25 protein-coding genes and 1 pseudogene are annotated in these 24,975 nt (G+C 63.0%); 22 read left to right on the top strand and 4 right to left on the bottom strand.

All coding sequences use genetic code 11. The features are described from left to right. The first annotated feature begins 34 nt into the window (after nucleotides 1-34). Nucleotides 35-3,397 (top strand): mechanosensitive channel MscK, encoded by a 3,363-nt coding sequence (gene mscK, locus FBY02_RS12705; protein WP_144927996.1) that lies wholly within the window; start codon nucleotides 35-37, stop codon nucleotides 3,395-3,397. 36 nt (nucleotides 3,398-3,433) lie between these two features. Further along, entirely contained in the window at nucleotides 3,434-4,897 is a 1,464-nt protein-coding gene (gene selO / locus FBY02_RS12700; RefSeq protein WP_144927993.1) for a protein adenylyltransferase SelO, read from the top strand. A gap of 18 nt (nucleotides 4,898-4,915) precedes the next feature. On the opposite strand, the gene FBY02_RS12695 is transcribed toward selO, so the two are convergent. The 3 genes and pseudogenes from FBY02_RS12695 to FBY02_RS12685 all read right to left on the bottom strand — a co-directional run bounded on the left by FBY02_RS12695 (nucleotide 4,916) and on the right by FBY02_RS12685 (nucleotide 6,054). Continuing rightward, entirely contained in the window at nucleotides 4,916-5,317 is a 402-nt protein-coding gene (locus tag FBY02_RS12695; RefSeq protein ID WP_144927990.1) for a type II toxin-antitoxin system HigA family antitoxin, read from the bottom strand. Further along, a pseudogene (locus FBY02_RS12690) lies at nucleotides 5,314-5,608 on the bottom strand (type II toxin-antitoxin system HigB family toxin). Before FBY02_RS12690 ends, FBY02_RS12695 begins: the two are co-directional and overlap by 4 nt. Before the next feature lie 167 nt (nucleotides 5,609-5,775). Next, nucleotides 5,776-6,054: a hypothetical protein gene (locus tag FBY02_RS12685; protein ID WP_144927987.1), complete on the bottom strand. Its 279-nt coding sequence runs from the start codon at nucleotides 6,052-6,054 to the stop codon at nucleotides 5,776-5,778. Nucleotides 6,055-6,200: 146 nt separating this feature from the next. Here FBY02_RS12685 and trxC point away from each other — a divergent pair, with 146 nt between their 5' ends. After that, complete coding sequence (gene trxC, locus FBY02_RS12680) at nucleotides 6,201-6,635, top strand: thioredoxin TrxC (RefSeq protein ID WP_144927984.1); 435 nt, start codon at nucleotides 6,201-6,203, stop codon at nucleotides 6,633-6,635. A 119-nt stretch (nucleotides 6,636-6,754) separates the two neighbouring features. Here trxC and FBY02_RS12675 read toward each other — a convergent pair whose 3' ends face one another. Continuing rightward, nucleotides 6,755-7,525 carry a ParA family protein gene (locus FBY02_RS12675; RefSeq protein ID WP_144927981.1) on the bottom strand — a complete coding sequence of 257 codons (771 nt, stop codon included), beginning with the start codon at nucleotides 7,523-7,525 and terminating at the stop codon, nucleotides 6,755-6,757. Between the two features lie 347 nt (nucleotides 7,526-7,872). Here FBY02_RS12675 and FBY02_RS12670 point away from each other — a divergent pair, with 347 nt between their 5' ends. From FBY02_RS12670 to FBY02_RS12575, 19 genes are all read left to right on the top strand, one after another. Next, entirely contained in the window at nucleotides 7,873-8,601 is a 729-nt protein-coding gene (locus FBY02_RS12670) for a beta-ketoacyl synthase chain length factor (RefSeq protein ID WP_144927978.1), read from the top strand. Continuing rightward, entirely contained in the window at nucleotides 8,577-9,386 is an 810-nt protein-coding gene (locus FBY02_RS12665; protein ID WP_144927975.1) for a 1-acyl-sn-glycerol-3-phosphate acyltransferase, read from the top strand. The genes FBY02_RS12670 and FBY02_RS12665 overlap by 25 nt, the downstream gene beginning before the upstream one ends. Next, nucleotides 9,367-9,624, top strand: coding sequence for a phosphopantetheine-binding protein (locus tag FBY02_RS12660; protein WP_024779865.1), 258 nt, complete (start codon nucleotides 9,367-9,369; stop codon nucleotides 9,622-9,624). The genes FBY02_RS12665 and FBY02_RS12660 overlap by 20 nt, the downstream gene beginning before the upstream one ends. 9 nt (nucleotides 9,625-9,633) lie before the next feature. After that, on the top strand, nucleotides 9,634-9,888 hold the full coding sequence (locus tag FBY02_RS12655; RefSeq protein WP_030140951.1) for an acyl carrier protein: 255 nt from the start codon (nucleotides 9,634-9,636) through the stop codon (nucleotides 9,886-9,888). After that, nucleotides 9,885-10,430 (top strand): hypothetical protein, encoded by a 546-nt coding sequence (locus FBY02_RS12650; RefSeq protein ID WP_144927972.1) that lies wholly within the window; start codon nucleotides 9,885-9,887, stop codon nucleotides 10,428-10,430. The genes FBY02_RS12655 and FBY02_RS12650 overlap by 4 nt, the downstream gene beginning before the upstream one ends. Further along, the gene (locus FBY02_RS12645) at nucleotides 10,427-12,106 is read left to right on the top strand and encodes an AMP-binding protein (protein WP_144927969.1); all 1,680 of its coding nucleotides are present in this window, start codon (nucleotides 10,427-10,429) and stop codon (nucleotides 12,104-12,106) included. The genes FBY02_RS12650 and FBY02_RS12645 overlap by 4 nt, the downstream gene beginning before the upstream one ends. A 191-nt stretch (nucleotides 12,107-12,297) precedes the next feature. Continuing rightward, on the top strand, nucleotides 12,298-13,032 hold the full coding sequence (locus tag FBY02_RS12635; protein WP_144927966.1) for a glycosyltransferase family 2 protein: 735 nt from the start codon (nucleotides 12,298-12,300) through the stop codon (nucleotides 13,030-13,032). Continuing rightward, complete coding sequence (locus FBY02_RS12630; RefSeq protein ID WP_144927963.1) at nucleotides 13,029-13,973, top strand: glycosyl transferase; 945 nt, start codon at nucleotides 13,029-13,031, stop codon at nucleotides 13,971-13,973. The genes FBY02_RS12635 and FBY02_RS12630 overlap by 4 nt, the downstream gene beginning before the upstream one ends. Beyond that, nucleotides 13,954-15,498, top strand: coding sequence for a histidine ammonia-lyase (gene hutH, locus FBY02_RS12625; protein ID WP_144927960.1), 1,545 nt, complete (start codon nucleotides 13,954-13,956; stop codon nucleotides 15,496-15,498). The genes FBY02_RS12630 and hutH overlap by 20 nt, the downstream gene beginning before the upstream one ends. Next, the gene (locus FBY02_RS12620; RefSeq protein ID WP_144927957.1) at nucleotides 15,491-15,916 is read left to right on the top strand and encodes a thioesterase family protein; all 426 of its coding nucleotides are present in this window, start codon (nucleotides 15,491-15,493) and stop codon (nucleotides 15,914-15,916) included. The genes hutH and FBY02_RS12620 overlap by 8 nt, the downstream gene beginning before the upstream one ends. Further along, entirely contained in the window at nucleotides 15,913-16,506 is a 594-nt protein-coding gene (locus tag FBY02_RS12615; protein ID WP_144927954.1) for an outer membrane lipoprotein carrier protein LolA, read from the top strand. Before FBY02_RS12620 ends, FBY02_RS12615 begins: the two co-directional genes overlap by 4 nt. Next, nucleotides 16,490-18,829: an MMPL family transporter gene (locus FBY02_RS12610; protein ID WP_144927951.1), complete on the top strand. Its 2,340-nt coding sequence runs from the start codon at nucleotides 16,490-16,492 to the stop codon at nucleotides 18,827-18,829. The genes FBY02_RS12615 and FBY02_RS12610 overlap by 17 nt, the downstream gene beginning before the upstream one ends. Before the next feature lie 51 nt (nucleotides 18,830-18,880). Further along, nucleotides 18,881-20,128 (top strand): NAD(P)/FAD-dependent oxidoreductase, encoded by a 1,248-nt coding sequence (locus FBY02_RS12605; protein ID WP_144927945.1) that lies wholly within the window; start codon nucleotides 18,881-18,883, stop codon nucleotides 20,126-20,128. A gap of 5 nt (nucleotides 20,129-20,133) precedes the next feature. Next, nucleotides 20,134-20,862, top strand: coding sequence for a class I SAM-dependent methyltransferase (locus tag FBY02_RS12600; RefSeq protein ID WP_144928163.1), 729 nt, complete (start codon nucleotides 20,134-20,136; stop codon nucleotides 20,860-20,862). Further along, nucleotides 20,859-21,353: a DUF3261 domain-containing protein gene (locus FBY02_RS12595; RefSeq protein WP_144927942.1), complete on the top strand. Its 495-nt coding sequence runs from the start codon at nucleotides 20,859-20,861 to the stop codon at nucleotides 21,351-21,353. The genes FBY02_RS12600 and FBY02_RS12595 overlap by 4 nt, the downstream gene beginning before the upstream one ends. Next, nucleotides 21,350-22,546, top strand: a complete 1,197-nt coding sequence (locus tag FBY02_RS12590; RefSeq protein ID WP_144927939.1) for a beta-ketoacyl-[acyl-carrier-protein] synthase family protein — start codon at nucleotides 21,350-21,352, stop codon at nucleotides 22,544-22,546. Before FBY02_RS12595 ends, FBY02_RS12590 begins: the two co-directional genes overlap by 4 nt. Continuing rightward, nucleotides 22,543-23,010, top strand: coding sequence for a hotdog family protein (locus FBY02_RS12585; protein WP_144927936.1), 468 nt, complete (start codon nucleotides 22,543-22,545; stop codon nucleotides 23,008-23,010). Before FBY02_RS12590 ends, FBY02_RS12585 begins: the two co-directional genes overlap by 4 nt. Then, complete coding sequence (gene fabG, locus FBY02_RS12580) at nucleotides 23,007-23,735, top strand: 3-oxoacyl-ACP reductase FabG (protein WP_144927933.1); 729 nt, start codon at nucleotides 23,007-23,009, stop codon at nucleotides 23,733-23,735. Before FBY02_RS12585 ends, fabG begins: the two co-directional genes overlap by 4 nt. After that, entirely contained in the window at nucleotides 23,735-24,961 is a 1,227-nt protein-coding gene (locus FBY02_RS12575; protein ID WP_144927929.1) for a beta-ketoacyl-ACP synthase, read from the top strand. Before fabG ends, FBY02_RS12575 begins: the two co-directional genes overlap by 1 nt. Nucleotides 24,962-24,975 lie beyond the last annotated feature (14 nt).

Genomic DNA, 24,975 nt, shown 5'->3' with positions numbered 1-24,975 from the left:
TGCTCCCATTCTTTAATCTGCTCGTCCGGTCTCTATGCCTACCCTGCGCTCTTTCTTCGCCATCGCCCTGCTGGGCCTGAGTCTTTCCGTCTCCACGCTGCACGCAGCCGAACCGCCCACGAGCGACTCGGTGCAGGCCAGCCTGGACAAGATTGCCGACCGCAAGCTGCCAGAAGCCGACCAGAAAGCCTTGCAAGCCATATTGCAGGACACCCTGGCCCAGCTCGCCAGCAAGGCTGACTACGAACGCAAGCTGCTCGCCCTCAAGCAACAGTTGGCCAGCGCACCGAAGCAGAACATCGAAAACCAGCGTGAACTGGCGCGGCTCAAGAACACCGCAGTGGTCCCCGTGGCACAGCGCTATGCCAACCTGCCGATTCCCCAGCTCGAGCAAATGTTGACGGAGCGCTCCACTCAGCAGGGCGACCTGCAAAAAGCCCTCGCCGATGCCAACAGCCTGATCATCACCGCCCAGACCCGCCCCGAGCGCGCCCAGGCGGAAATCGCCAGCAGCCAGACCCGCATCCAGCAGATCAATAGCATCCTCAAGGCAGGCAGGGACGCCGGCAAGCCCCTGAGCGCCGAACAACGCGATCAGCTCAACGCCGAACTGGCGGCCCTCAACGCGCTGATTCCGTTGCGCCGCCAGGAACTGGCCGGCAACAGCCAGCTGCAGGACCTGGGCAACGGCCAACACGACCTGTTGATGGAAAAGATCGCTCGCATGGAGCAGGAAATCCAGGACTTGCAGAACCTGATCAACCAGAAGCGCCTGGCCCAGTCCCAGGAGACGGTGACCCAGCAGTCCATCGAAGCCCAGAAGGCCGGCGGCAGCAGCCTGTTGGCAACCGAAAGCGCGACCAACCTGAAGCTCTCCGACTATCTGCTCAAGAGTACCGACCGCCTCAACGAGGTGACCCAGCAAAACCTGCAGACCAAGCAGTTGCTGGACAGCGTCACCCAGACCGACGCGGCCCTGGATGAGCAGATCAGCGTGCTCAAAGGCAGCCTGTTGCTCTCCAAGATCCTCTACAAGCAGCGCCAGACCCTGCCACGCCTGAAGCTGGACCAGAACCTCGCCGACCAGATCGCCGACATCCGCCTGTACCAGTTCGAAGTCAGCCAGCAACGGGAGCTGCTGAACAATCCGAGCGCCTACGTGGACAACCTGTTGGCGTCCCAGCCGTCGGAGCAAGTCACGCCGCAGCTGCGCAAGACCCTGCTGGACCTGGCCCTGACCCGCGTCGACCTGCTGGAACGCCTGAGCCGCGAATTGAGCGCGGTGCTCAACGAATCGATCACCCTGCAGCTCAACCAAAAACAACTGCTCAGCACCGCGCAAAACCTCCGGGCGACACTCGAAGAGCAGATGTTCTGGATCCCCAGCAACAAACCGCTGGATTTCGAATGGATGCGTGGCGTGCCGGCTCGCCTGGAAAAGCAGGTCGACTCGCTGCCCTGGACTTCGAGCCTCAGCGAACTGGCCGACGGCCTGACACAGCGACCGCTGCTGTTCCTGCCCCTGGCCTTGCTGATCGGCGCGCTGCTGTGGCGGCGCAAGCACCTCTACGCCCGGTTGAACAAGGTTCACCAGGACGTGGGGCACTTCAAGCGCGACAGCCAGTGGCACACACCCCAGGCGATCCTGATCAACATCCTGCTGGCGATGCCGGTCGCCCTGGGGCTGGCCCTGTGCGGCTTTGCCTTGCAAATCGATGCCCGCGGCCAGAACGCCAACCTCGGCGCAGCCCTGTTGCAGATCGGCCAGGCCTGGCTGGTGTTCTATACCGCCTATCGCATCCTGGCACCCGGCGGCGTGGCCGAGTTGCACTTCCGCTGGGAAAAACCGCAGGTCGAATTCCTCCAGGGTTGGATCCGTCGGCTCGGGCTGGTGGTGCTGGCGCTGGTAGCTGTGGTGGCGGTGGCCGAGTTGCAGCCTTCGACACTGGCCGATGACGTATTGGGCATGCCCGTGGTCCTGACCTGCTATGCCTTGATGGCCTGGTTGCTCAGCCGTCTGTTGCTCAGCAGCCCGACACACCGCAACGCCTCCCTGTTCCGCAAAGCCGTCGGGGTGATCTTCACCGCACTGCCCATCGCGCTGTTCGTCGCGGTGTGCTTCGGCTACTACTACACCGCGCTGAAGCTCAGCGACCGGCTGATCAATACCCTGTACCTGTTGATGTTCTGGCTGGTGATCGAGGCCACCTTCGTACGTGGTCTGTCGGTAGCGGCCCGACGGCTGGCCTACCAGCGTGCCCTGGCCAAGCGCCAGGCGGCCAAAGAGGCCGGCGATGGCGAAGCCGTGGTTGAGGAGCCGTCCCTGGACATCGAGAAGGTCAACGAGCAGTCCCTGCGCCTGATCCGCCTGGCCCTGCTGGGCGGCTTCATCGCCGCGCTGTACTGGGTCTGGTCGGACCTGATCAGCGTGTTCTCGTACCTGGACAACATCACCCTCTACGAGTACACCAGCGGCACCGGCGTCAACATGAGCATGGTACCCATCAGCATCGGCGACTTGCTCGGCGCGCTGATCATCATCGGCATCACCTTCGCCCTGGCGCGCAACCTGCCCGGCCTGCTGGAAGTGTTCGTGCTGTCGAAGCTGAACCTGGCCCAGGGCAGCGCCTACGCCACCACCACACTGCTGTCCTACGTGATCGCCGGCGTCGGTTTCGTCACCACCTTGTCTACCCTGGGCGTGAGCTGGGACAAATTGCAATGGTTGGTGGCCGCGCTATCGGTGGGCCTGGGCTTCGGCATGCAGGAGATCTTCGCCAACTTCATTTCCGGGATCATGATCCTGTTCGAGCGCCCGGTACGGATCGGCGACACCATCACCATCGGCAACCTGTCGGGCACGGTCAGCAAGATCCGCATCCGCGCGACCACCATCACCGACTTCGACCGCAAGGACATTATCGTCCCGAACAAAACCTTCATTACCGGTCAGCTGATCAACTGGTCGTTGACCGACACGGTCACCCGGGTCACCCTGAAACTGGGCGTGGACTACGGCTCGGACCTGGATCGTGTCCGGGAACTGCTGCTCAAGGCTGCCCGGGACAACCCGCGGGTATTGAAGGAACCTGAACCGATCGTGTACTTCCTGAATTTCGGCGAGAGTACCCTGGACCACGAGTTGCGCATGCATGTGCGCGATCTCGGCGACCGTAACCCGGTGCTGGACGAGATCAACCGCTTCATCAACCGTGAGTTCAAGAAGGAGCACATCAACATCTCCTTCCGGCAGATGGAAATCTACCTGAAGAACCTCAACGGCCAGGAATACAAGCTGGTGCCCGCCGAGCCCGACAAGAAAACCATCACGCCCGTGCCCTCGACCGTAGCCAGCATCAAGCCGGTGCCAGAGCCGCCGCAAGACACACTCGACTGATGCGCGGTGCCACCGGGCATCGCGCCGGAGACGGCCATGAAAACGCTGGAAACCTTGTCCTTCGATAACCGCTTCGCCCGCCTGGGCGACGGTTTTTCCGCCCATGTGCTGCCCGAACCCATCGACAACCCACGACTGGTCGTCGCCAGCCCCGCCGCCATGGCTCTGCTGGATCTGGATCCGGCCGAAGCCCAGGCACCGCTGTTTGCCGAGCTGTTCGGCGGGCATAAGCTGTGGGCCGAAACCGAGCCTCGGGCGATGGTGTATTCCGGGCATCAGTTCGGCCACTACAACCCGCAACTGGGTGATGGCCGAGGCTTGCTGCTGGGCGAGGTGTACAACGAAGCCGGCGAACACTGGGACCTTCACCTCAAGGGCGCGGGCCAGACGCCGTTCTCACGGATGGGCGACGGGCGAGCAGTGTTGCGCTCCTCGATCCGTGAATTCCTGGCATCCGAAGCACTGCACGCCCTGGGCATCCCCACCACCCGCGCCTTGTGCGTGATCGGCTCGGACACCCCGGTATGGCGTGAAAAGCAGGAGCGCGCCGCCATGGTGCTGCGCCTGGCGCCGAGCCATGTGCGTTTCGGTCATTTCGAGTATTTTTACTACACCAAGAAACCCGAATTGCATGCCGCGCTCGCCGAACACGTGCTGAACCTGCACTTTGCCGAATGCCGTGAACAGCCGGAACCGTACCTGGCGATGTTCCGCGAAATCGTCGAACGCAACGCCGAGCTCATTGCGAAATGGCAAGCCTATGGTTTCTGCCATGGCGTGATGAACACCGACAACATGTCGATCCTGGGCATCACCTTCGACTTCGGGCCGTTTGCCTTCCTCGATGACTTCGACGCCCATTTCATCTGCAACCATTCCGATGACCAGGGCCGGTATTCCTTCAGTAACCAGGTACCCATCGGCCAGTGGAACCTCAGCGCCCTGGCCCAGGCCCTGACGCCGTTCATCAGCGTCGAAGCCCTGCGCGAGACCCTGGGCTTGTACCTGCCGCTTTACCAGGCCCACTACCTGGACCTGATGCGCCGTCGCCTCGGCCTGACCACCGCCGAGGACGATGACCAGAAACTGGTGGAGCGCCTGCTGCAACTGATGCAGAACAGCGGCGTCGACTACAGCCTGTTCTTCCGCCGGCTGGGTGATCAAACGCCTGAACAGGCCGTCGCTACACTGCGTGATGACTTCGTCGACCTCATGGGTTTCGACGCCTGGGGCGCACTTTATATCGCCCGCGTCGGCCGTGAAGGCAGTATCGATCAGGAGCAGCGCCGTACCCGTATGCATGCGGTTAATCCGCTGTACGTGCTGCGCAACTATCTGGCACAGAACGCCATCGATGCCGCCGAGTCAGGCGACTACGAAGAGGTCCGCCGCCTGCACAAGGTCCTGAGCCACCCGTTCGAAGAGCAACCGGGCATGGACAGCTACGCGCAACGGCCGCCGGAGTGGGGCAAGCATCTGGAGATCAGTTGCTCGTCCTGAATACCCGTGTCGAGACCTTCAGATGAAGGTCTCGACCGATACGCCAAAATGCTCGGCCAACCAGCGGACCTGCCTCAAATTGAGCTGACGCTTGCCACCCAATATTTCCGAAACCACCGATTGCGTACCTACACCCGGCAAATCACTTTGGCTCATGCCGTGCTCACGCATCAGATAACGAAGTGCCTCGACGCCGCTTGCTTTAGGCATCGGTCGATGTTGATGGTCCCATGCCTCAATCCATTCTCCAATGATGTCCACCAGGCTCATCAATGGATGCGCCTCATCGTCACCTACCCGCTCCAATAACTCATCAAGAGCACCGGCCAGCCGATCGTAGTCCTCTTCGTCCCTGGGTTTGCGCAGCAGAGGCGACACAAACTCCCAATGGGCAGCCACTTGTTCTATCAGTGCACTCATCCCCTCTCCTCCTTCCACTTGCCTCTGTCATATTCCTGATGATCCAGCACACATTTGATATATAAGCGGAGGTCGATATCGAACCACAGCGATCAGGCGCAACTTGTTCCCACCAATATCGAGTACATGCAGCGGGCCGACTTTATCGGTGGCGGGAAAAATGGCTTTCATCGCTGCGAAGTCCGACGGATTGTTGCGCTTGATCAGTCGATACCATTGGTCCAGGGCACCGGCCGAGCGCGGCCACTTCTCCTTTGCTTCCCAAATGCGCTTCTCAGTAATCACATGCATGCAACGTCCTTATCGCATTTTGCTATGGAGGAGTTAAACACAGATTCGGCATATCGCAAATTGCGATACAGATGAAAAGACAGACGGCTAGGCTGCCGTCCTACAGCCTAGCCGTCTGGAAGTTGAGGCTTCGCTTAAAAGATGTGAACGGATATGAAGAAACCCACTCAGCCGACCTTATCGTTCCCCTGCTCAGGCGTCTCGATTCCCGGCTCTGCCTCGGTGGCATCCTTGTCAGTTGGTTTGACCGGCGTTTTTTTCTCGGGGTAGCCGGGCAGGCTGCGGGCGTCTTCCGGGGTCAGTTCGTCTCGTTCGTGGCGGCGATCGATTGCATAGGCGGGAGCGGCATTCGGGTCTTCGTCGCGACCGGCGGTGCCGAGCACCCAGCCGTCGTCGTTGGGGTTGTCCTGCGGTGCGCGCGTGACAGGTTCTCGAGGATGGCTCATGGGACCTCCTTGGGTTACAAACGGATGCGTTGTGGTTTTTTGAGGCCATCGAAGGGCGTCAGTGCGGCGCATCTGATGAATGGCAGCCTTGATAAACCGCCTCGCAGACACCAGATCAGCGTCATGACTGTCTTCTGGAGCCCACCATGCCTGAGCTGATGCTGATTCCCTGCCCCCAATGCAACGGGCTCAATCGCCTACCTGCAGACCGTTTGGACGACCAGCCCAAGTGCGGGCGCTGCAAGGCCCCGGTGCTACTGGACAAACCGTTCGAACTCAAGCAGGGCGACTATGCCAGCCAAGTCAAGGGCGACCTGCCGTTGCTGGTGGATGTCTGGGCGGACTGGTGCGGACCCTGCAAATCCTTTGCGCCGGTGTTCGAACAGGCCGCCACGCAACTGACCGGCAAATGCCGCCTGGCCAAACTCGACAGCGAAGCCAATCAGCAGTTGTCGGCGCAATTGGGCATTCGCTCGATTCCCAGCCTGATCCTGTTCAGGAATGGCAAGGAGGTCGCACGGCAAAGCGGGGCGTTGCCCTTGCCGCAGTTGATGAACTGGTTGCGCAGCCAGGGCATTTGAAACCACTTCACTGTGGGAGCGAGCCTGCTCGCGATGCGCAGGCACATTCAACATCGAGGCGCCTGTCAGCCCGCTATCGCGAGCAGGCTCGCTCCCACAGGGACGGCAGCGGCTGTTGATCAGGCGTTTTCCAGCAACCCGTGCAACTCCACGAACTGCTGGGTCAGCTTGTGCCGTGCGTCCAGGTGAATCAGCGGCAAGCTTGCCTGGTGGGATTCACGCATGCGCACCGAACTGCTCAGGTACACCGGCAGTACCGGCAAGCCCTCGGCGATCAGTTCGTCGAGCATTTGTTGCGGAAGGCTGGCCCGGGCCTGGAACTGATTGACGACGATGCCTTCGATCTCCAGGCCATCATTATGGTCCTCCTTGAGTTCTTCGATTTCCGCCAACAGGCCATACAAGGCCTGGCGGGAAAAGCTGTCGCAATCGAAAGGAATCAAGACGCGATCTGCAGCAATCAACGCCGAAACCGCGTAAAAATTCAGCGCCGGGGGCGTATCCAGGTAAATCCGGTCGTAATCATCGTCCAACTCTTCGAGCAATTTGCGCAGTTTGTTGATCTTGTGCTTCGCCTCAAGCTTGGGCTGCAAATCCGTCAGCTCGGCGGTGGCGGTGATGACATGCAGGTTATCGAATGGCGTTTCGTAGATATCGACCCTGTTCTTTTTTGAAAAGGGTCCGGACGATAAGGTCTGCTTGAAGAAGTCGGCAATGCCCATGGGGATATCGTCGCCGGTGAGGCCGGTCAGGTATTGGGTGGAATTGGCCTGTGCATCCAGGTCTACCAGCAACGTGCGATACCCTTCGCTGGCGCTGACCGCCGCCAGATTGCAGGCGATGCTGGACTTGCCCACGCCACCTTTCTGATTGAATACCACGCGCCGCATGTCAAAACCTCCGTGTATCAAAGATCCCCGAGTGTAGTAGGCGATGACACCGCTTCGCTACCTCAGCGTGGATGGACTACAGCGTTAGTGGCTTTTTCTGGTCAATAAGCGTCAATCCGCCCGAAGGATGACGGAAGCATCTGACAGACAGGCTCGACATAATCGCGACAATAAGACGTCCGAGCCGGGACGAACCCACCGTCAGGTTTTCCCGCTTATATGTAACCATTGTTTGCTACAAGCCAACGGCACCGGGATAATGCGCGCCATTTGGGTCGCAAGACCATGCTGGGTTGGGCGCGGGTCAAACCACTGAACCGTGACAATAAGAAGCCCGCAGGGGTGGGATGAATCTTTTGATCAATTTCAATATCGCCCAATGGCGCGCATGGGCCCCTGGGCTCGAAAGCGTGGACGACTGGCAGGCGTGGAGCCGACAGCCGGTGATATTGCCCGTCAACGACGCCGCTCCTGATGTTTCGTTCCTGCCGCCCATGCAGCGCCGTCGTCTCAGCCGCCTGGCGCGGATGGCCTTCAGTGTCGGCTGGCCCCTGGCCGAAGGCCGGCCGGACCTGCCGCTGGTCTTTATTTCCCGCCACGGGGAAACCCCGCGCACATTCGAGATTCTCAAGGACCTGGCAGCCGACCAACCGCTGTCGCCCACCCAGTTCAGCCTGTCGGTGCACAACGCAGTGATCGGCCTTTGGTCGATCATGCGCAACGAAACCAGCGAGATGACCGCGCTGGCCGCCACAGGCGATGGACTGGAACATGGCATGCTGGAAGCCGCCGCGCTGTTGAATGAAGGTGCGCCGGCGGTGCTGCTGGTCATCACCGAGGAACAACCGCCCAAGGTCTATGAACCTTGGGTCGACGACGTGCCGTTTCCCTATGCGATAGGGCTGCTGCTGACCCGCGGCGACGATTGGCAACTGGCCTTGTCCACCCCGCAGGTTCAACCGTCGGGCAGCGACTGGCCCCATGCCCTGGATCTGCTGCGTACGCTGCTGAACAACGAAACCACCTGCCAACATGCCTGGAAGAATCGTGTATGGACCTGGCAACGCAACCGGTGACAAGCAAGCACCGCGACGCCTATTACTGGCGCCTGTTCGCGACCGCGGCAAGCTTCGCCCTGTTCGGGCTGGGCGGGCTGTGCCTGCGGTTGCTGGTGTTTCCGCTGCTGGCCTGGTGGCCCGGCGATCCCGAGGCCCATCGGCAACGGGCCCGGCGCACGGTTGGGCGGCTGTTCTGGTTCTTCATCCGGTTCATGGCCCGCACCGGCGTGCTCACCTATCAGATCCACGGCGCAGAAAGACTTGGCCGGCCCGGACAAATGATCATCGCCAATCATCCGTCGCTGATCGACGTGGTCTTTCTGATCGGATTGGTGCGCGATGCCAACTGCGTGGTCAAGCAAAGCCTCTGGGACAACCCCTTCACCCGCGGCCCGTTGCGCTCGACCCAATACATCAGCAACGACGGCAGCATGGACATGCTCGACGCCGCCAGCGACGCCCTGAAAGATGGCCAGGCCCTGATCGTGTTCCCCGAGGGGACGCGCACCCAGCCAGGCCAGGCGCCGGCCTTTCATCGGGGCGCCGCGGCCATTGCCCTGCGGGGTGCGAAAATCCTCACGCCCGTGACCATCAAGGTCAGCCCGACCACCCTGACCAAGGCCGAACCCTGGTACCGCATTCCCCAGCGACGCGTGCACTTCAGTTTCCATGTGGGAGCCGATATAGATCCAGGATCGTTCGCCACGCTCGGCCCACCGCCCCTTGCTTCGCGCAGGCTCAACGACTTTTTGCATCACTATTTCATCAAGGAGCTCGCCGAAGATGAGCGATCTGCACCGTGACATCAAACAGCTGATCATCGACGCCCTCGGCCTGGAGGATATCGAGGTCGACGACATCGGTGACCACCAGACTCTGTTCGGCGAAGGCCTGGGCCTGGATTCTGTCGACGCCCTGGAGCTTGGCCTGGCCATTCAGAAACAGTACGGCATCAAGATAGATGCCGACGCCAAGGACACCCGCAACCATTTCAGCAATGTGGCAAGCCTTGCGGCCTTCGTCACTGCAAAACGCGCTTGAGACCGGACCATGCAAACTCGTGACGACATTTTCAACACCCTGCGCGATGCCCTGGTGGAGCTTTTCGAACTGGACCCTGAGCGCGTGACGCTGGAATCGAACCTGTATCAGGACCTGGAAATCGACAGCATCGACGCGGTCGATCTGATCGACCACATCAAGCGCCAGACCGGCAAGAAAATCGCGGCTGAAGAATTCAAATCAGTACGCACCGTCAACGACGTGGTCGAGGCGGTCTATCGACTGGTCCAACCGGCCGCATGAGCCGGCTGATTGGCCTTGGCCTGCTATTGGCGGGCCTGCTGTACCCCTTTGCGGTGTATTTCGGCATGGAGCACTTCGCCCCCTGGCAGTTCGGCCTGCTGCTGGGTAGCCTGTGGCTGGCCCGGGCATTGTTGGTTGACCGCGGGCCCGGCAATCTCTGGATGGCGGTCGCGGCGATCGTGTTCTGCGGGTTGCTCGCGCTGTTCGATAACCCGCTCCTGCTGCGTTGGTATCCGGTACTGATCAGTGCCTTCATGCTCGGGATGTTCGCCCTGAGCCTGAAATACGGCCCGCCGATGATCGAGCGTATAGCCCGCCTGCGTGAACCGCAGTTGCCGGTAAAAGCGGTGGTGTATACCCGCCAGGTCACAGTGGCCTGGAGTGTGTTTTTCCTGTGTAACGGTTTGCTCGCCGCTGCCCTGACCCTCTGGGCGCCGCTGAGTTGGTGGATGTTGTACACCGGCCTGATTTCCTACGGATTGATGGGGCTGCTGTTTGCCATTGAATGGCTCATACGACAAAGGGTAAGAGGCCGCCCATGAATTGGATAAAACTTGAGCAGATATTGCTCAAGGCTCAGCCGGAGCGCGCAGTGGCAGTCGATCCGGGACTCAGTCATTCACAACTGCGGGACGAGGCGCTGTGCCTGGCCGCAGGCCTGCGCGCTCGCGGTGTACAGCGTATGGCCGTGCATCTGGAAGATGCCGCCGACCTGGCGGTCGCCCTGCTCGGTGCCTGGCGTGCCGGGGTGCGCGTCCTGCTCCCCGCCGACCTGCAGGCCCAGACCCGCCAGCGCTGGTCGGCCGAGGTCGACCTATGGCTGACCGAGCAACCTGGCGACACCCATCCTGGCGACTTGCGACGGCCCCCCTTGGAGCCTGTCGAGCTGGACCTCGACCAATGCTGGCTGAGCCTGTGCACCTCCGGTTCCAGCGGCGAGCCCAAGCGCATCGAGAAAAACCTGCGCCAGTTGAGCAATGAAGTACAGGCCCTGGAGCAGTTGTGGGGCGCCGCGCTGGGCCCGGCCTGCATGATCGGCAGCGTCGCCGCCCAGCACATCTACGGCCTGCTGTTCCGGGTCCTGTGGCCGCTGTGCGCGGGGCGGCCGTTCGTGCGCCGGCAATTGGCGTTTCCGGAAGACCTGCAACGTGCCAGCCGCGAACACCCGGTCTTCGCTTGGGTCGCCAGCCCGGCGCTGCTCAAGCGCATGGGCGACAACCTCGACTGGACGGCCTTGAGCAGCGTACGCCGGGTGTTTTCCTCCGGCGGTGCCTTGCCAGCCGAAGCCGCCCAAAGCCTGCGGCAGCGCCTGGGCCAATGGCCGACGGAAATATTCGGCAGTTCGGAAACCGGCGGCATCGCCTGGCGTCAAGGCGATGAACGGTGGCAGCCCTTTGCCGGCGTCGAATTGAGCCAGGACAGCGATGGCGCCTTGCTGATCGCATCGCCCTATCTGCCGCCCGGCCATGTGGAACACACCGCCGACGCGGCGCGGATTGGCGCCGATGGGCGCTTCGAACTGCTCGGACGCCTGGACCGCATCGTCAAGCTCGAAGAAAAGCGCATCTCCCTGCCGATGCTGGAACAGGCGCTGGTGGCCCACGACTGGGTGAGCGAAGCGCGGCTGGGGGTGGTGCGGGAGAATCGTGCCTCCCTCGGCGCGCTGTTGGTACTGAATGAAACCGGCCTCCGCGCCTTGCGTAACCAGGGTCGTCGCGCCGTAACCGAAGCCTTGCGTCGCCACCTGAGCGGGCATTGCGAAACACTGGCCCTGCCACGACGCTGGCGCTGGCTGCGCCAGTTGCCGCTCAACGCTCAAGGCAAGCTGCCACAAGCAGAGGTCGAAGCCTTGCTGATAGCGCCGCGCCCAAAAACGCCTGACGTGCTGGAGCAGATCGAGACCGACGGCGAATGGAGCCTGCAATTGGTTGTGCCGCCGGACCTGGCATATTTCAGCGGCCACTTTCCTACTGCCCCGGTGTTGCCCGGCGTGGTGCAGGTCGACTGGGCCCTGAACCTGGGCCGACAACTGCTGGATCTGCCGCCGCGCTTCATCGGGATGGAAGTGCTGAAGTTCCAGCAACTGGTACGTCCCGGCGATGAAGTCCAGCTACACCTGCGCTTCGACCGCGAGCGCGGCAAGCTGTATTTCGCCTACCGCAATGATACGGCGGCGTGTTCCAGTGGGCGGATTGTGTTGGGGGCCGCTGATGCCTGAATTTCCTGAGTACATCGCCCCATTGTGGCGAGGGGATTTATCCCCGCTCGAGTGCGAAGCGCTCGCCAACAGACTGTGGTGTTGCACCGGACTTGGGGTCGCTGCGCAACCCAGCGGGGCAGTGCGACGTTTCGCTAAATCCCCTCGCCACAGGGAAGCGGTGCACAGCGGATCGGTAAGAGGCAGGAACCATGCATAACCCCTGCGCCGTCATCCCTGTCTATAACCACGAAACCGCCATCGCCTCGGTAGTCCAGGCATTGCTCGCCAACGACCTGCCCTGCGTATTGGTCGACGACGCCAGCAGCCCGGCCTGCGCCGCTGTGCTGGAGCGGCTGGCTGTGGATGGGCGGGTTCACCTGGTCAGGCTGGCGGTCAACCAGGGCAAGGGTGGCGCTGTCATGACCGGCCTGCGAGAGGCAGCACGCCTGGGTTTCAGCCATGCCTTGCAAGTGGATGCCGATGGACAGCACGACCTCAGCGACGTGAAAACCTTCATTGACCAGTCCCGCGCCCACCCGGACGCGGTGATCTGCGGCTACCCGCAATACGACGCCAGCGTGCCGAAGGGTCGCCTGTACGCTCGCTACCTGACCCACGTCATGGTCTGGATCAACAGCCTGTCCCTGCAGATCCGCGATTCCATGTGCGGTTTCCGGGTCTACCCCCTGCCGGCGACCCTGGCGCTGATCAACTCGTCGAACATTGGCAAGCGCATGGATTTCGATTCGGACATCCTCGTGCGACTGGCCTGGCGTAACCAGCCGATGTGCTGGCTACGCACCCGGGTCCACTACCCCCAGGACGGGGTTTCGCACTTCCGCCTGTTCCACGACAACGTGCTGATTTCCAGCATGCACACCCGCCTGTTCTTCGGCATGCTGGTACGTTCTCCCCTGATTCTCTGGCGACGGTGGCGGGCATGAGTCTTCAGGCAGACAAGCAGCATTGGGCAGATCGCCAGGAGCGCGGCAGTTTCTGGTTGATGAAATTCACCGCGTTCGCCGCCAGAGTGCTCGGCCGTCGTCTGCTGAGCCCGCTGCTGTACGGCATCGTCCTGTACTTCTTCATTTTCGGTCGCAGCGCTCGCCAGGCAGCCTGGCAGTATCAACAGCGCCTGGCCGACTGGAGCGGCCGTATCGAGCTGCGCCCCACCCACCGGAAAGTTTTCGAACAGTTCATGGCGTTCGCCGACTCGCTGCTGGACAAGCTCGACGTATGGAACGGCAAGCTGAGCATCGACCAGATCGAAATCGTCGATACGGCACTGCTGCGCAATCACCTGCGTGGTGCCCGCGGCCAGATGCTGGTGGGCGCGCACCTGGGCAACCTGGAAATGTGCCGGGCCCTGGCCGAGCTGGGCGAAAAAGTCACCATGAACGTGCTGGTGCACACCAAGCATGCCGAACAGTTCAATCGCCTGCTGGGTGAAGCCGGCGCCACGCACCTGCGGCTGATCCAGGTCAGCGAACTGGATCCGGCGGTGATGCTGCAACTGAGCGAGCGCCTGGAGCGTGGCGAGTGGCTGGCGATTGCCGGCGACCGCGTACCGCTGCATGGCGGACGCAGCGTGACCGTGGACTTCATGGGGCACCCGGCCGCGTTCCCCCAGGGACCGTGGCTGATGGCCGGCCTGCTGAAATGCCCGGTCAACCTGCTGATGTGCCTCAAGCACGAGGGGCGCTATCGCGTCACCCTCGAGCCCTTCGCCGATGCCGTGGTGTGGAAACGCACCGAACGCGAGCAAGTGATCGCCCACTGGGCCGGTCGCTACGCCGAGCGCCTGGCGCAGTATTGCCTCCAGGCCCCCCAACAGTGGTTCAACTTTTACCCTTTCTGGAAGACCGATGACGATGCCCACTCTTGAGCCGGTAACCTTCGGCGAACGCGCCCTGCGCATCGAAGACGTGCTGGCCCTGGCCAACCGACAGGCGCCGACACAATTGCAGGATGATCCGGCGTTCCGCCAGCGCATCGCCAAGGGTGCGCAATTTCTCGACTCCCTGCTGGACAAAGAAGGGGTGATCTACGGCGTGACCACCGGTTACGGCGACTCCTGCGTGGTGGCCGTGCCGTTGCACCACGTCGAGGCCCTGCCGCGCCACCTGTATACGTTCCACGGCTGTGGCCTGGGCAAGCTGCTGGACGCCCAGGCCACCCGCTCGGTGCTGGCCGCGCGCTTGCAGTCGCTGTGCCACGGTGTGTCCGGGGTTCGGGTGGAACTGCTGGAACGGCTCCAGGCGTTTCTCGAACACGACATCCTGCCGCTGATTCCAGAGGAAGGTTCGGTGGGCGCCAGCGGCGACCTGACGCCGCTGTCCTATGTGGCCGCGACACTCTCCGGAGAACGTGAAGTCATGTACCGTGGCGAGCGCCGGCTGGCCGCCGATGTACACCGCGAACTGGGCTGGACACCGCTGGTGCTGCGGCCCAAGGAAGCCCTGGCCTTGATGAACGGCACCGCCGTGATGACCGGCCTCGCCTGCCTGGCCTTCGCCCGGGCCGACTACCTGCTGCAACTGGCGACCCGCATCACCGCGCTGAACGTCGTCGCCTTGCAAGGCAACCCCGAACATTTCGACGAGCGCCTGTTCGCCGCCAAGCCACACCCGGGGCAGATGCAGGTCGCCGCGTGGCTGCGCAGGGACCTGGCGATCGACGCCCCGACCGCACCGCTGCACCGCCTGCAGGATCGCTACTCCCTGCGCTGCGCCCCCCATGTGCTCGGCGTGCTGGCCGACAGCCTGAGCTGGCTGCGCGCGTTCATCGAAACCGAACTCAACAGCGCCAACGACAACCCGATCATCGATGCCGAAGCCGAGCGGGTGCTGCACGGCGGGCACTTCTATGGTGGGCACATCGCCTTCGCCATGGACAGCCTGAAGAACCTGGTGGCCAATGTCGCCGACCTGCTCGACCGCCAACTCGCCCTGCTGGTGGACGAACGTTACAACCATGGCCTGCCGAGCAACCTGTCCGGCGCCAGCGCCGAGCGGGCGATGCTCAACCATGGCTTCAAGGCCGTGCAGATCGGCGCAAGCGCCTGGACCGCCGAAGCCCTGAAAAACACCATGCCGGCCAGCGTGTTTTCGCGCTCCACCGAGTGCCACAACCAGGACAAGGTGAGCATGGGCACCATCGCCGCCCGGGATGCGATCCGCGTGCTGGAGCTGACCGAACAGGTCGCCGCCGCGACACTGCTGGCGGCCAACCAGGGCGTGTGGCTGCGCAGCCGTGCCGAGGACGCGCGTCCGCTGCCACCGGCCCTGGCCACCATGCACGAACAACTGGCCGCGGATTTCCCGCCGGTCATCGAAGACCGTGCCCTGGAAGGCGAACTGCGCCTGTGCCTGCAACGTATCGCCGAGCAACACTGGAGGCTGCATGCGTAGCCAGGGCGTGCTGCATGTCGAGACGCAGATTGTCGTGCCGTTTTTCGATGTCGATTCGATGCACGTGGTCTGGCACGGCCACTACGTCAAATACCTGGAAATGGCCCGCTGCGCCTTGCTCGATGAGATCGGCCACAACTACAACGACATGCTCGCCGCCGGGTATGCATGGCCCGTGATCGACCTGCAGCTGCGCTACGTGCGCAGCGCGGTGTTCGGCCAGGCCCTGACCGTGCGCGCCAGCCTGGTGGAGTGGGAAAACCGATTGAAGATCAACTACCTGATCAGCGACTCGCTCACTGGCGAACGCCTGACCCGTGCCAGTTCGGTGCAGGTGGCCGTGGACGTCACGACCCGCGAGATGCTGCTGGCCTCGCCCAAGGTGTTTGTCGACGCCGTCGGAAGGAAACTGTCATGAAACGCCTGCCCCTCTGGTTGCTGCTGTTCTGCCTGTCGCCCCTGGCGCAGGCCTTCGACTTGCAGCAACTGAGCGAACAGCTGGCCCGCCCGGATGTCATCCACGGCCAGTTCATACAGGAAAAGCACCTGCGCGCCCTGCCCCAACCGCTCGTCAGCAAGGGGAGTTTCGTGCTGGCGAAAAAACAAGGTCTGCTGTGGCTACTGCGGACGCCGCTGCAACAGGACTACCGCATTACCCCTCAGGGCATCGCCCGACGGGATGGCAGCGCCTGGCAAATGCTGCCGAACAAGAGCGCCGGCGCCGAGCAGAACCGTCTGTTCCTGGCGGTGTTGCAGGGCGACAGCAGTGGCCTGCTGCGGGACTTCGAACTGAGCCTGTCGGGCGAGCCGCAACAGTGGAAGTTGACCCTGACCCCGCGCTCGGTGCTGCTCAAACAGGTGTTCAACCAGATCAACATCGACGGCGGCGAGCTGGTGCAGCGCATCGAGCTGCTGGAAACCCAGGGCGACCGCACGGTGCTGCGCATGCAAGATAGCGTCGCCACGCAACCCTTGAGCGAAGCGGAGCAACATGACTTTGCCGAGTGAACGCAACCTGCCACGGCTGTTCCTGATCCTGCTGCTGGCGGTGCTGGCCCTCGCCGGCTGGCAATGGCGCAGCGGTGCGCCACTGTCGGTCAATCTCATGGAGCTGGTGCCGGGCACGTCCCCCGATGCCCTGGAGCTTGTCGCAGAGCAACGCATGCAGGAACCGCTGAATCGCGAGGTGCTGGTGCTGGTCGGTCATGCCGACCGCCGGCAAGCCATCGCCCTGGCGCAAACCCTTGGCGAACAATGGCAGGCCAGCGGTCTGTTCGATAAGGTCCAATGGACACTGCAAGCCGATTTGCCGGCGCTACGCACGCAACTGCTGAACGGGCGACTGGCGATGCTCTCGATTGCAGACCGTCAGCAACTGATCGAGCAGCCCCAGGCGTTCATCCAGCAGCGGGTGCAAGCCCTGTTCGACCCGTTCAGCGGCTTCAGCCTGGTACCGAGCCAGGATGACTGGCTGGGCTTGACCGGGCGCATCCAGAACAGCCAGCCCCAGCGCGGCGCGATACAGCTGGATGTGGGCAGCGGTGCATTGATCGCCGATGCCGACGGCAAAAGCTGGGTGATGCTACGGGCTCGCGCCCAAGGCAACGCTTTCGACATGAACCTGCCGCTGCAAGTGGCCGATCTGCTGCAGCGCAGCCGCGACCAGGCAAGCCAGGCCCAGGGCCAACTGTTGGCGGCCAGCGGCCTGCTGTACGCCGCCAGCGGTCAGCAACAGGCATCCAGAGAAATCACCTGGGTCGGCGGTGGCGCCACCGTCGGCATTCTGTTGCTGTTGTTGCTGGCTTTCCGACGCCTGCGGGTATGGCTGGCGTTCGTACCGGTGCTGGTCGGCATGCTGTTCGGCGCGGTGGCCTGCGTGGCGCTGTTCGGGCGCATGCATGTCATGACTCTGGTGCTGGGCTCGAGCCTGATCGGTGTGGCGGTGGACTATCCGCTGCACTACCTGTCCAAGAGCTGGAGCCTCAAGCCGTGGCGCAGTTGGCCGGCCCTGCGCCTGACCCTGCCGGGGCTGAGCCTGAGCCTGGCGACCACTTGCATCGGCTACCTGGCCTTGGCCTGGACGCCCTTCCCGGCCCTGACCCAGATTGCGGTATTTTCCGCCGCAGGGCTGGTCGGTGCCTACCTGACGGCGGTCTGCCTGCTGCCGGCGCTGCTCAAGGGCACGGACCTGCGTCCCGCCCAATGGCCGCTGCGGCTCTGCGAACATCTGCTCAAGGTCCGCGAAGCATTGCTGGCTCGGGTTCCCACGCCGATCCTGCTGGCGTTGCTGCTGATTTTCTGCGCCGGAGGGCTTTGGCACCTGAGCACGAAGAACGACATCCGCCAGTGGATCGGCACGCCTCAGCACCTGACCGACGAGGCCCGCGATATCGCCCGTATCACCGGTTTCCAACCCACCAGCCAGTTCTTCCTGATCCGTGCCGACAATCAATCCCAACTGCTGGAACGCCAGACCGCCCTCAACGAACGACTGGAACAGTTGATCGGCCTGGATAAACTCCAGGGCTACCTGTCGCTGAACCAACTGGTCAGCCCGCCAGCCGAACAGCAGAAGGTACGTGAAGCCCTGGCGCGGCTCCCGGCGTTCTGGCAACCGTTGCTGGACCTCGGCGTGCCGGTCGCTGCCTTGCAGGCGGAACTGGCCCAATTGCAGGCCTTGCCGGTGGAAGACATCGATGCCGCACTGTCCGGTCCGTTGGCCGAGCCGTACCGTCCCCTCTGGCTCGGCCCGACGGCGCAAGGCGTAGCCGCGATGGTCAGCTTGCAAGGCTTGAACGACGCTGCGCTGCTGCGCTTGCAGGCGGTGGACCTGCCCGGTGTGCAATTGGTGGATCGCCTGGGCGATCTGAACCGGGTGTTCGCCGCCACGCAGATCAGCGCCGCCGAGCTCAAGCTGGCTTCCTGCGTACTGATCGTGCTGGTATTGATCTGGCCGTTCGGCGCCAGGGCAGCGTTGCGCATCGTCGCCCTGCCGCTGCTGGCCGCGCTGTGCAGCCTGGCGAGCCTGGGTTGGCTGGGGCAGCCGCTGACGCTGTTCAGCCTGTTCGGTCTGTTGCTGGTGACGGCCATCGGTGTCGATTACGCGATCCTGATGCGCGAGCAGATCGGCGGCGCCGCCGTGAGCCTGCTGGGCACCCTGCTCGCGGCGGTCACCACGTGGCTGTCGTTCGGCCTGCTGGCGCTTTCCAGTACGCCGGCGGTGAGCAACTTTGGCCTGGCGGTAAGCCTGGGGCTGGCATTCAGCTTCATGCTGGCACCGTGGGCCGGGCGCCAGGCGCATGCAACGCCTGTGCTGGACCCCGCCCAATGATGATTACGCCCCCTTCTCATTCGAACATCACTGCCTCGGCAAGGAGTCCAAATGCCTGCAACTGAAATGGAACGTCGCCAGGTCGTCATCATCGGTGCAGGGCCGTCCGGCGCCATCGCCGCTGCATTGCTCAAGCGCAAGGGCCACGATGTGCTGGTCATCGAACGCCAGCATTTCCCCCGGTTCTCCATCGGTGAGAGCCTGTTGTCCCATTGCCTGGACTTCGTCGAAGAGGCCGGCATGCTCGACGCGGTGAATGCCGCCGGTTTCCAGCGCAAGAACGGCGCGGCTTTCGCCTGGGGCGAGCGCTACAGTGCCTTCGATTTCGGCGACACCTTCAGCGAAGGCAAGCCCACCACTTTTCAGGTACAACGCGCCGATTTCGACAAGCTGTTGGCCGATCAGGCCGCATTGCAAGGGGTGCAGATCCGCTATGGCGAAGCCATCGCCAGGGTCGACTTCAACCTCGCCAAGCCGCAACTCGGCGTGCAGCGCGAGGACGGCAGCGAGTACCGGATCGAGGCCGATTTCGTCCTCGACGCCAGCGGTTATGGTCGAGTGCTGCCGCGCTTGCTGGATCTTGAGGCGCCGTCGAACTTCCCGGTGCGCCAGGCCGTATTCACCCATGTCGAGGACCGCATCGATACGCCGGCCTTCGATCGGGAGAAAATCCTCATCACCACCCACCCGACCCAGCGCGACGTCTGGTTCTGGACCATTCCGTTCAGTGGCGGGCGCTGCTCGGTTGGCGTGGTCGCGGCGGCGGAACATTTTGCCGGCCGTACCGACGACCTCGACGCCTGCCTGCGGGGTTTCATCGATGAGACTCCAAGCCTGGCCAAGGTGCTGCAGAACGCCGTGTGGGACACCCCGGCACGGACCATCGGCGGCTACTCGGCCAACGTCACAACCCTGCATGGCCCAGGTTTCGCCCTGCTGGGCAACGCCGCGGAATTCCTCGACCCGGTGTTTTCCTCCGGCGTGACCATCGCCATGCGTTCGGCAAGCATGGCGGCCGACGTATTGCATCGTCAGTTGCAAGGCGAAAGCGTGGACTGGCAAAGTGAATTCGCCGAACCGCTCAAGCGCGGCGTCGATACCTTCCGCTGCTACGTCGAAGGCTGGTACGCCGGCACCTTCCAGGACGTGATCTTCTATACCGAAGGTTCTGCCGATATCCGCCGCATGATCAGCTCGATCCTGGCCGGTTATGCCTGGGATCAACGCAACCCGTTCGTCAGCGAACCCAAGCGTCGCCTGCGCATGCTCTCGGAAATCTGTGCGAGCCCGGCCCCATGAACGAGATGAACTACCTCAGCGACAACTACGTCGAAGAAACCCGCTTCGGTTTCTGGTTCCTGCGCAGCCACACCTGGCAACACCATGTGCTGCGCGTGGCGATCAATGACCTGCGCAGCCTGTTCAGCACACCATTGCCGGCCGCCCCGGTGCTGCTGGATGCCGGCTGCGGCCAGGGCAAATCGTTCCAGTACCTGCGCCAGGTGTTCGCGCCACAACGGCTGATCGGCGTCGATGCCGATCCCCACAGCCTGGCGCTGAGCGCCGAAGAAGCGGCCCGCCAGAGCATGGCCGTGGAGCTGATCGGCAGCGACTGCGCGACCCTGGCGGTACCGGATGCCAGCGTCGACCTGCTGTTCTGCCACCAGACCTTTCATCACCTGGTGGAACAGGAGAAAGCCCTGGCCGAGTTCTATCGCGTGCTCAAGCCCGGCGGTTACCTGATGTTCGCCGAGTCCACCGAGGCCTATATCGATACCTGGGTCATCCGCTGGCTGTTCCGCCATCCCATGCATGTACAGAAAAGTGCCGCGCAGTACCTGGAGATGATCCGCCGGCAAGGGTTCCAATTCGAAGCCGGCAACGTGTCCTATCCCTACCTGTGGTGGAGTCGCGCCAAGGACTTCGGCCTGCTGGAGCGTTTTGGCCTGCGCCGCCCCCGGCCGTTCGGCGAGCGGGAGGAGACCCTGGTCAACGTCGTGGCCCGCAAGCCCTCCGAAGGGGTTGGAGGATGAGCCGTACCTGCCTCAGCGGCCTGCTGATCGGCTGCCTGTTGTTGCTCGGCGCCTGCGCCAGCCACGCGCCGCTGCCCGAGCGCACGCCCACCCTGGCGCTGCCGCTGCAATTGCACATCGAGCGACAACTGGCCGGGCAGCGCCAAGACTGGCTGCTGGTGATCCAACGCGAAGACGCAGGCATTCGCTGGTCGATGATGGATCCGCTGGGTATTCCCCTGGCCCGTCAGCGCCTGATCGACGGCCAGTGGCAAGCCGACGGCCTGCTGCCACCCAACGCCGAAGCGCGGGAGCTGTTCGCCGCGCTATTGTTCGCCCTGACTCCTGAAACCGAACTGTCCGGCAATTACCCGACGGCCCGGCAACAGGCTGCGCAACGAACCCTGGATTCCCGCTGGCAGGTGCGCTACAAGCAGCCGCTGGATTTCCAACTGAGCCTGCCCCAAGGCCCCCATTACCGCATCACACCGCTGACCGAGAGCGCGCCATGACCGCCTATTTGAATGCCCTCGGTGTGATCTGTGCCCTGGGCCGCGACAAACATGAAGTGGCGCGCAACCTGTTCGCCGGCGATTGCTCGGGCCTGCGTGTCGAAGCCGGGTGGGTGGCCGAGCGTGCCTTGCCGGTGGCCTCGGTGACGGGTGTTCTGGCCCCCATCCCCGAACCCCTGGCCGCCCATGACAGCCGCAACAATCAGTTGTTGCTGGAAGCCGGGTTGCAGATTCGTGCCGAGATCGACCGGGCCATCCAGGCTTACGGTGGTGCGCGCATCGGCATTGTCCTGGGTACCAGCACCTCGGGGATCGACGAGGCCAGCCAGGGCATTGCCCACTACCTGCGCGAGCAGCGCTTCCCGGACGGTTACGACTACCAGCAGCAGGAACTCAGCGCGCCGGCCAATTTCCTCTCCGACTGGCTCGGCCTGAGCGGCCCGTCCTATGTGATCTCCACCGCCTGCACTTCCAGCGCCCGCGCCTTGATGAGCGCCCGGCGCCTGCTCGACCTGGGCCTGTGCGATGCGGTGCTGTGTGGCGGGGTGGACAGCCTGTGCAAGCTGACCCTCAATGGTTTTTCGGCGCTGGAAGCGGTATCGGACGAACGCTGCAATCCGTTTTCGGTGAACCGCAGCGGCATCAACATCGGCGAGGCGGCCGTGCTGTTTCTGATGAGCAAGACGCCGGGCAATGGGACGCCGATTGCCTTGCTCGGTGATGGCGCCAGTTCCGACGCCCATCATATTTCCGCCCCGGAGCCTAGCGGCCGCGGTGCTCGCCAGGCCATGGAAAAAGCCTTGCTCTGCGCGGGCCTGGAGGCCAGCCAGATCGACTACCTGAACCTGCACGGCACCGCCACGCAACACAACGACGCCATGGAAAGCCATGCGGTGGCCGGCCTGTTTCCCCACGGGGTACCCTGTTCCTCCACCAAACCCATGACCGGCCACACCCTGGGCGCGGCCGGAGCGTTGGAAGCGGCCTTCTGCTGGCTGAGCCTGAGCGCCGAAAACCCTGACGGGGCGCTACCGCCTCATGTCTGGGACGGCCAGGCCGACCCTGCATTGCCGGCCCTGGCCTGGACCCGCGCCGACAGCCGCCTGAACCCGACCGCCCCCCGTCGCCTGATGAGCAATTCGTTTGCCTTCGGTGGCAACAACGTCAGCCTGATTATCGGAGATGCCCCATGATTGACTGGCCACTCGCCGAGCTGCTGCCCCACGCAGGCGACATGATCCTCATCGACCGCGTCGTAGCCTTCGATGACGAACAGATCCACACCCATACCACCATCAAGCCCGGTGGCTTGTTCAACCGCGATGACGGTAGCCTGCCGGCCTGGGTCGGCATCGAACTGATGGCCCAGAGCGTTGCCGCTTTTGCCGGTTGCCACGCGCGTCGACGCGGGGACGCCGTTGAACTGGGCTTCCTGCTCGGCACCCGCAAGTTCGAATGCAACGTCGACTGTTTTCCTGCCGGCGCCGAATTGGACATCCGTGGCGTGCGCTCGCTGGAAGACGACAACGGCATGGGTGTATTCGAGTGTCATATCGAAGCGCCCGGCATCCATGCCACGGCCCGGCTGAACGTGTTCCGTCCACCCCAGTCCGCCCACTACCTCCATGAACCGTCCGCAACAGGAAACCAGCCATGACTGAATCCGTACTGGTCACCGGCTCCAGCCGTGGCATCGGCCGCGCCATCGCCCTGCGTCTGGCCCAGGCCGGGCATGACATCGTGCTGCACTGCCGCAGCGGTCGCGCCGAAGCCGAAGCCGTCCAGGCCGAGATCCAGGCCCTCGGTCGCCAGGCTCGGGTCCTGCAATTCGACGTGTCCGACCGTGCCGCCTCTAAAGCCATTCTCGAGGCCGACGTCGAAACCCACGGCGCCTATTATGGCGTGGTGCTCAACGCAGGCCTGACCCGCGACGGTGCGTTTCCAGCGCTGAGCGAAGAAGATTGGGACACGGTGATGCGCACCAACCTCGACGGTTTCTACAACGTGCTGCATCCGGTGATGATGCCGATGATCCGTCGTCGCGCCGCCGGACGGATCGTCTGCATCACCTCGGTTTCGGGGTTGATCGGCAACCGTGGTCAGGTCAATTACAGTGCCTCGAAGGCCGGGCTGATCGGTGCGGCCAAGGCGTTGGCAATCGAACTCGGCAAGCGCAGGATCACCGTCAACTGCGTCGCGCCAGGGCTGATCGACACCGCCATGCTCGATGAAAACGTACCCGTGGAAGAACTGATGAAAATGATTCCCGCCCAGCGCATGGGCACTCCGGAAGAAGTGGCCGGCGCGGTGAACTTCCTGATGTCCGCCGAGGCCGGCTACATCACCCGGCAGGTCCTGGCCGTCAATGGAGGCTTGTGCTGATGAAGCGTGTCGTCGTCACCGGCATGGCCGGCATCACCTCCGTGGGTAGCGATTGGGAGACCATCGCCGCCAACTTCGCCGCCAACCGCAGCGGCATTCGGCGCATGAACGAATGGGACCGCTTCACGGAACTGAACACCCGTCTGGCCGGCCCCATCGACGATTTCCAGGTCCCGACCCACTGGACGCGCAAACAGTTGCGCAGCATGGGTCGGGTCTCGCGCCTGGCGGTCGCCGCGGCGGAACAAGCCCTGGCCGACGCCGGCCTGTTGGGCGACGAGTCGATCAAGGACGGGCGCATGGGCGTGTCCTGCGGCTCGTCCACTGGCAGTACCGACGAGGTCAAGGCGTTCGGCAACATGCTGCTCAACAGCGTGGCCGAAGGCCTGAACGCCAACTCCTATGTGCGAATGATGCCCCATACCACGGCGGCCAATATCAGCATTTTTTTCGGGCTTACCGGACGGATGATTCCCACCTCCAGCGCCTGTACCAGTGGCAGCCACGGCATCGGCTATGCCTACGAGGCCATCAAGTTCGGGCGCCTGCCGTTGATGATTGCCGGCGGCGCGGAAGAACTGTGCCCGACCGAAGCGATGGTCTTCGATGCGCTCTACGCCACCAGCCTGAAGAACGATGCGCCGCAGACCAGCCCACGCCCTTACGACAAGGGCCGCGATGGCTTGGTGATCGGCGAAGGTGCCGGCATGCTGGTCCTTGAAGAACTGGAACATGCCCTGGCTCGCGGCGCGCGAATCCACGCCGAGATCGTCGGCTTCGGCAGCAACGCCGATGGCCAGCATGCCACCCGTCCCGAGCTGGTCACCATGCGCCGGGCCATGGAGCTGGCCCTGGAAGATGCGGGCCTCGAACCCTCTGCCATCGGCTACGTCAACGGGCACGGCACCGCCACCGAACAGGGCGACATTGCCGAAACCCTGGCCACCAGCAGCCTGTTCGGTGAACACATGCCCATCAGTTCGCAGAAAAGCTTCCTGGGCCATACCTTGGGTGCTTGCGGGGCATTGGAGTCCTGGTTCAGCATCGAGATGATGAACCGCGACCGGTATGTGCATACCTGCAATCTCGACGAAATCGACCCTCAATGCGGCCAGCTCGATTATCTGCGCAACGAGTTCCGGTCGATGAGCAACGAGTATGTGATGAATAACAACTTCGCCTTTGGCGGGGTCAACACTTCGTTGATCTTCCGTCGCTGGCACTGACTTCCCTTCCCTCT

It is taken from the genome of Pseudomonas sp. SJZ078, assembly GCF_007828255.1.
Lineage (GTDB): Bacteria > Pseudomonadota > Gammaproteobacteria > Pseudomonadales > Pseudomonadaceae > Aquipseudomonas.
Note: the sequence above shows the minus strand (reverse complement) of the source record. Positions and strands in the feature narration are given on the sequence as shown.